Here is a 7,113-nt window from a genome sequence, read left to right as displayed (position 1 = left end):
CCCCAACCGACTGAGGAGCCACCGGTATGACGAGCATCGAGCAACCGCTGGCGGGCAAGGTCGCCTACGTGACGGGTGCGGCCCGCGGGCAAGGGCGTTCGCACTGCCTACGGCTCGCGCGCGCAGGTGCCGACGTCATCGCGATCGACGCGTGCGGACCGGTCGCGGAGAGCAACGGGTACGAGCCGTCGACACCGGAGGATCTCTCGGAAACCATCGGCCTGGTCGAGGGCGAAGGCCGCAAGATCCTGGCCAAGGAGGTCGACGTTCGCGATGCCGAGGGACAACAGCGCGTCGTCGCCGAGGGCTTCGAGCAGTTCGGCCGTCTCGACATCGTCGTCGCCAATGCCGGAGTGTTGAATTGGGGACGGCTGTGGGAGATCTCGGCGCAGCAGTGGCAGGAGACCCTCGATACCAACCTGACCGGCGTCTGGAACACCATCAGGGCGGCGGTGCCCGTGATGATCGAAGCGGGCAACGGCGGATCGATCATCAACATCAGCTCGGCTGCCGGCATCAAGGCGGTCCCCGGCTGCGGTCACTACTGCGCATCCAAGTTCGGCGTCGTCGCCCTCACCAATTCACTCGCAGTCGAGGTGGGCGAGTTCGGGATTCGGGTCAATTCCGTGCATCCCTACGGCACCGACACTCCCATGGGCAACGACGTCTCGATGTATGAGATGTTCGCCGCGCACCCGAACTTCATCCACAGCTTCTCCCCCGGCGCGCTGCCGACCGACTCGCTCGCCGCGCCAAACCTCATCTCCGACATCGTCGTCTGGTTGGCCAGCGACGCATCGTCTTTGGTGACGGCCGCCCAGATCCCGGCTGACAAGGGCTACTTGAAGATCTAGAGTCGGGACTCCACGGCGATCGACGTGTCGGTGGTGCGGAGCGGTCGGATCAACGCGTCCTGGGCAAAGGAGGCGAGCAGCTCACCCTCTTCGGTGTGCACCGTGCCTCGGACGTAGGACATGCCCGCGCCAACCTGGGTGCTTTCGTGGCTGTAGAGGAGCCAGCCGCCCCAGCTGAACGGCTCGTGAAAGCTGACGGAGACGGTCATTGGCGCCGTCGACACCGTGAGGTGCGCCTGCGCGGTGCCGATCCCTTCGTGAGCCCGCATCGTCGTCGAAATGCCAAGGTGGCCAGTGAAGTACGCGATCAGGGCCTTGGCCAGCTCGTCGCGGCTTGGGATCGGATCGTAGTGCAGCCAGGCGTGCAACTCCGGCGGGCCGACCTCGTCGGGACTGTTGACGTCCAGCACGTCGACCAGTCGCAGCTGACGGCCGACCATCGGCATCTCCGACACGTGCGCAGCGGCGGGCGCCGCGACGTCGGGCCTCGGCAGATGATGACGAATGACGTCCGCCGACGGCACGTCGGCGAGCACCGTCACGGTGATGCATCGCTTGCCGTTCTGGGCTGCTGAGACGACGGCAGTGGCCGTGGTGCGCCCCTCGGCGACGACGTCGACCGTCAGCTCGACCGGGGGTCCTACGACGACGGCGCGCGCGAACACCGCGTACGCCGACCGGACCGACTTCTCCGGGAAGCGCTTGCCCGCCGCGACGATCGCCTGCGCCATCACCTGCGTGCCCTCGACCACCTGACGCTCGTCGGCGCCCGCGAGGCCCGTCTGACCGAGGTAGCGGTCAGCGCCATCGGGTTGCACGTCGAACAGTTCGAGCAGCCCCTCGACCGTCCACTCGGCCTGATCTGAATCAATCGACATGTCGTGCCTCTCGGGTTGAATTGCTATGCGTGTCTTGCGATGACGTTTTCGGCGAACTCGGCAAGGGTGGCCGGGGGTGCGAAGTCGGCGAACCAGACGTAGAAGCGCTCGACGCCTTGAGCCGACAGGGCGGCGAAGTGCTCGACGAGTTCGGCGGCGTTGCCGCAGACCAGCCCACTGCCCAGGTGGCCGAACCGACGGGTGCTGACGGCGGTGACCTCGTCACGGTTTGCGTCCGCGGCTATGAAGCCGACCATCTGCTGGACGGACACGCGGACCTCGCCCACCGTCGGTAGCAGGTCGGGCAGTCGATCGAGTTGATGCGATGGCACGTTCCACCAGTCGGCGTACCTGCGCACCAGGTCCATCGTCTTCTTCCCGGTTCCCCCCAGTACCAAGGGAATTCGCTGCTGCGGCCGTGGCTCCTGGATCACCCCTTCGGGGTCTGCCTCACCCCAGTACTGGCGGATCAGCCCGAGCGTGCGGTCCAACCGCGCGACCCGGGCCGGTGGGTCGTCTCCGTCGGCCAGGCCGAATCGATCGAACTCCTGCGGCCAGGAGCCCCAGCCGAGACCGAGCTCGAAGCGGTTCCCCGAGGCCGCCGCCAGCGTGGTGGCTTCCTTGGCGAGCACGGCAGGTTGCCTGAACGCGTCACACAGCACCAGGTGCCCGATTCGCAGCCGGTCGGTGTGTGCGGCGACCCAGGTGGCAACGGTCATCGCCTCCCAGATGCCTTGGTGCGCTGCGCCGGGCGGCTCGAGGTGATCGATGAGTGCGATGCCGTCGAAGCCAGCGCTTTCGGCCGCGCGCGCACGCTCGACGATGTCGGGAATCTCCAGCCGCACCTGGGGCAGGAACAGGAACCATTCGGTCATCGGTGCGTCACCTTAGCGGCAAGCGCACCGCTGCTTCTACTGAACCGGTAACGTCATTCTCGTGGCGAAGGCGAGTGACCGGCCGTCAGCAGACTCCGTGGACACGGGCCCGGTCGACGAGGAAACGCGGGCGAATCGGTTCATGCGCTCAGCGCTGTCCATCCTCGGCGAGACCGGTCGGACGGATTTCACGGTGCTCGAGGTGGTCGAGCGCTCCAAGACCTCGCTCCGGTCGTTCTACCAGCACTTTTCCACCAAGGATGAACTACTCCTGGCACTGGTCGACAGGATCATGGCCGAGTCAACGCTCCGCTGGCGGACCGAGACCGACGCGCTGCCTGCCGCGGAGGCGTTGCGCCTGCTGATCGCCAAGATCAGCGCGCCGGCGGCGTCCACCACGCAGGACAGCATCAACCGCGGCCTCACGTTCTACAACGACCACCTCGCCGAGGCGATGCCGCGCGAGTACGCCAGGGTACTTTCACCGGTGAACGTGCTGATCAAGGACATCGTCGTGCGAGGGATCGCCGAAGGCGCGTTCGATGCCCGCGTCGACGTCGACCCGACCTCCACGCTGATCATGCAGACGGCGCTCGGCGCGATGCGGCTGCGCGTGCTCGGCGCCGAACTCAACGACGCTCCACTCGAGGGTCACCACATCTACGAGTTCTGCATGCGGACGCTCACGCGCTGACCTGGCGCTTTGAACTGCCCACTGCTCCCGACGAGGCAGGGTGTGGGCCGTCTCGCCGACGTGGTTCACTCCCCGTCACCAAAGTGGTAACGTCATTACCACTTCTGACATATGAGACTTCTAGGAGACGGATATGCCCTCGCGCAACCTGTCCTATCCCGTGTTCGACGCGGACAACCACTTCTACGAGCCCAAGGAAGCGCTGACGCAGTTCCTGCCGGATCACCGCAAGGGCGTCATCGACTACATCGACGTCCGCGGCCGCACCAAGATCATGGTTCGCAACCAGGTCAGCGACTACATCCCCAACCCGACGTTCGAAGTGGTGGCCCGCCCCGGCGCGCAGGAGGACTACTTCCGCAACGGCAGCGGCGGCAAGACCTACCGCGAGGTGATGGGCAAGCCGATGAAGGCCATCCCCGCCTTTCGCAACCCCGCGGCGCGCCTCGAGGTCCTCGACGGACTGGGGCTTGACTACACGCTGATGTTCCCAACGCTCGCCTCACTGGTCGAGGAGCGCTTGAAGGACGATCCGGATCTCATCCTCGACATCGTCCACGGCCTGAACCAGTGGATGTACGAGACGTGGCAGTTCAACTACGAGGACCGCATCTTCTCCACTCCAGTCATCAATCTGGGCAATGTCGACCGCGCCCTGGAAGAACTCGAATGGTGCCTGGAGCGCGGCGCGAAGACCGTGCTGGTGCGGCCTGCTCCAGTGCCGGGGTACCGCGGCAGTCGCTCGCTGGGCCTGCCCGAGTTCGACCCGTTCTGGGACGCTTGCGTCAAGGCGGGCATCCCGGTTTCGATGCATGCGTCGGACAGCGGATACTCCTCGTACCTCAACGACTGGGAGCCGGGCGACGAGTTCAAGCCGTTCGCCCCAACGTCGTTCCGAATGGTCGCGATGGGCAAGCGACCCATCGAGGACACCATGGCCGCACTGGTGTGTCACGGCGCGCTGACCCGCAACCCGGATCTGCGCATCCTGTCGGTGGAGAACGGCGCATCCTGGGTGCCCTACCTCTTCTACCAGTTCAAGGACGTATTCAAGAAGATGCCGGACGCGTTTCCCGAGGACCCGATCCAGGCGTTCAAGCGTTGCGTCTACGTCGCACCGTTCTGGGAGGACGACTTCAAGCAGATGGGCGACCTGGTCGGCATCGACCACGTCATCTTCGGGTCGGACTGGCCGCACCCGGAGGGCCTGGCCGATCCGATCAACCTGGTCGGGGACCTCGAGGCCCACGGACTTGACGAAGACGGCGTCCGAAAGGTCATGGGCGGAAACATGATCGACCTCTTCAAGGTGCCCAACAAGATCGTTCACAAGCCCGACGTGCCCGCCCTCGTCCTGGCCTGATCGCCATCCCTAGCAGCGGAGCCCATCGCGCATGACGGAAGTTGCATCCCCCGAGAGGTTGCTCTTCGCCTCGACCGCTCGTGCCTTCCTTGACAAGGAAGCCTCGCTCAGTCGGGTGCGCGAGTTGCACGCTGGCGGAACGTCCTTCGAGGTGGACTGGTGGCAGCGCGCCGCCGAGCTCGGCTGGGCCAGCATGCTGGTGCCGGAGGATCTCGGCGGCGGCAGCATCTCCGGAGACGGCGTCGGTGACCTCGCCCTGGTGGCCGAGCAGATCGGCCGGACCGTGGCGCCGGGGCCATTGCACCCGGTGAACACGGTGCTCGCCGGACTGGTGGACGCCGACAATGCCGAAACCCATTGCGCCATCATCGAATCGCTGGTCTCAGGTGAAGTCGTCGCATCGTGGGCTGTCTACGAACCCGGTCGAGCCTGGGTGCCAGGGGCGCCCACGGTAACCGCGACGCCGACCGACTCGGGATTCCGCATCAACGGTGTCAAGGACCGCGTCGAGGCGGGGTCCGAGAGTGCCCTGTTCCTCGTCGTCGCCGAGTCCGACGGGGCGGTGCGGCAATTCCTGGTGCCCGCGAATGCGGCCGGGGTATCGGTCGAGCCGCAGAAGTCGCTCGACCTCGTGAAGCGTTACGCCCGAGTCACCTTCGACGACGTCGAGGTCGGCCAGGACGCCGCGGTCGGGTCCGCCGGCCAGACGCCCGCGCTGATCGCACGGCAGAGTCAAATCGCTCAGGTGCTGCAGTGCGCCGAGGTCGTCGGCATCCTCGATGCAGTATTCGAGTTCACCGTCCAGTGGGCGCTGGACCGGTATTCCTTCGGCCGCCCGCTGGCGTCCTACCAGGCGCTCAAGCACAAGTACGCGGACATGAAGATCTGGCTGGAGGCCTCCCGCGCCACCGCCCGTGCCGCGATCGCTGCGGTCGGTGCGCGCGCCGACGACGCCGACATGGCGGTCAGCGTCGCCAAGAGTTACATCGGTGAGCACGCTCCCGGCATGTTGCAAGTGTGCGTACAGATGCACGGCGGCATCGGCGTGACGTGGGAGCACGACCTGCATCTGTATCTACGCCGAGTCACGTTGTACCGCTCGATGTTCGGCACCCCCGAGGACCACAACCTGCGCGTCTTCGCCATCACCGAAGCACTCGCCGAGCAGCTGGGGACCGCATCGTGACCGAGACCATTGCAGCGACGACGGCGACGTCCGAGTCCGTCGCTGAGTTCGCGGAGCGGGCCCGGATCTGGCTCGCCGACAACATGCCTCGCGTCGACCCGACCAACCTGCCCGGCTGTGACCGGGGCGAGGACGCTCCGTGGGCGCGCGCACGGGAGCTCCAGAAGAAGCTCTACGAGGGCGGATTCGCCGGCATCTGCTTCCCAAGGGAGTACGGCGGGTTGGGGCTGCCGATCGCCTACCAGCGGGCATTCGACACCGTGTCGCGCGACTACGAGCTGCCGCTCATCCTCAACACGCCGACGTTCACGATCTGCGCCGCGACGATCCTCGACACGGGCACCGAGGCGCAGAAGCGCGACCGGATCTCCGCTGCGATCCGCGGTGACGAGATCCTGGTTCAGCTGCTGTCCGAGCCGAGTGGCGGATCCGACCTTGCCGGCGTCATCACCCGCGCCGACCGCCGTGGCGACAAGTGGATCGTCAACGGCGCCAAGACCTGGAGCACCAGCGCCTTCGCCGCCGACTACGGTCTGCTGCTCGCCCGCACCAATTGGGACGTGCCGAAGCACGAGGGGCTGACCATGTTCCTGGTGCCGATCAAGAGCCCTGGCATCACGATGCGCCGGATCATGCAGGTGGACGGCGGCAACGAATTCTGCGAAGAGTTCGTCGACGACCTCGAGTTGTCCGACGACGCGGTCGTCGGCGCCGTCAACGACGGCTGGGCAGTCGCGTCGCGGCAGATGTTCCACGAACGTCGAGCCGTTGGTGGCGGTTCCGAATTCTCCAGCGGGATCGGCGCGGAGGGCGCAACGGACCAGCCCGTCGACTATGTCGCGTTGCTCGAGGCGACTGGCCAGACCGACAACGAACGCGTCCGCGAGCAGGCAGGCCGCGCGCTGGTGCGCCGCGCGATCCAAGAGCAACTTATCGATCACGTCTACCACGGTGTTCTCGACGGATCACTGCCTCCCGCGGCAGGGTCGATCATCCGCATCACGCACGCCGAGACCGTCCAGTTCGAAATCGACACGGCACTAGCCATCGCAGGGCCTGCCGGCGTCGTCGACGATGGCAGCGGACTGTTCTGGTTCGGCGATCGCTACCCGTCGCGGCAAGCCGCGTCCCTCGGTGGAGGCACCACCGAGATCGCTCGCAACATCATCGGCGAACGAATCCTGGGCTTCCCCCGCGAGCACGCGCCCGACCGTGGCGTGCCGTTCAACCAAGTGAAGCGTAAGCGCGACTAGCGGTTTGGGC

Annotated in this window: 7 protein-coding genes; 5 read left to right on the top strand and 2 right to left on the bottom strand. The window is 66.2% G+C overall.

What is annotated here, in order from left to right; all coding sequences use genetic code 11:
- Positions 1-26 precede the first annotated feature (26 nt).
- Positions 27-854 (top strand): mycofactocin-coupled SDR family oxidoreductase, encoded by an 828-nt coding sequence (locus QOD90_RS29290; RefSeq protein WP_526355709.1) that lies wholly within the window; start codon positions 27-29, stop codon positions 852-854.
- Here the strand turns inward: QOD90_RS29290 and QOD90_RS29285 are convergent.
- Both QOD90_RS29285 and QOD90_RS29280 read right to left on the bottom strand, forming a co-directional pair.
- Positions 851-1,732 carry an acyl-CoA thioesterase gene (locus tag QOD90_RS29285; RefSeq protein WP_526355707.1) on the bottom strand — a complete coding sequence of 294 codons (882 nt, stop codon included), beginning with the start codon at positions 1,730-1,732 and terminating at the stop codon, positions 851-853. The genes QOD90_RS29290 and QOD90_RS29285 overlap by 4 nt on opposite strands.
- A gap of 23 nt (positions 1,733-1,755) precedes the next feature.
- Complete coding sequence (locus tag QOD90_RS29280) at positions 1,756-2,607, bottom strand: LLM class flavin-dependent oxidoreductase (RefSeq protein WP_526355705.1); 852 nt, start codon at positions 2,605-2,607, stop codon at positions 1,756-1,758.
- 61 nt (positions 2,608-2,668) lie between these two features.
- Between QOD90_RS29280 and QOD90_RS29275 the strand changes: the two genes are divergently transcribed.
- From QOD90_RS29275 to QOD90_RS29260, 4 genes are all read left to right on the top strand, one after another.
- Positions 2,669-3,301, top strand: coding sequence for a TetR/AcrR family transcriptional regulator (locus QOD90_RS29275; protein WP_526355703.1), 633 nt, complete (start codon positions 2,669-2,671; stop codon positions 3,299-3,301).
- A 133-nt stretch (positions 3,302-3,434) separates the two neighbouring features.
- A complete protein-coding gene (locus QOD90_RS29270) occupies positions 3,435-4,664 on the top strand; it encodes an amidohydrolase family protein (RefSeq protein WP_526355701.1) in 1,230 nt (409 codons plus the stop codon).
- Positions 4,665-4,695: 31 nt separating this feature from the next.
- The gene (locus QOD90_RS29265) at positions 4,696-5,850 is read left to right on the top strand and encodes an acyl-CoA dehydrogenase family protein (RefSeq protein ID WP_526355699.1); all 1,155 of its coding nucleotides are present in this window, start codon (positions 4,696-4,698) and stop codon (positions 5,848-5,850) included.
- Entirely contained in the window at positions 5,847-7,103 is a 1,257-nt protein-coding gene (locus tag QOD90_RS29260; RefSeq protein WP_526355697.1) for an acyl-CoA dehydrogenase family protein, read from the top strand. The genes QOD90_RS29265 and QOD90_RS29260 overlap by 4 nt, the downstream gene beginning before the upstream one ends.
- Positions 7,104-7,113 lie beyond the last annotated feature (10 nt).

The organism is Mycobacterium sp. (assembly GCF_032161845.1).
GTDB lineage: Bacteria > Actinomycetota > Actinomycetes > Mycobacteriales > Mycobacteriaceae > Mycobacterium.
This window is presented reverse-complemented; position numbering and strand designations above follow the sequence as displayed.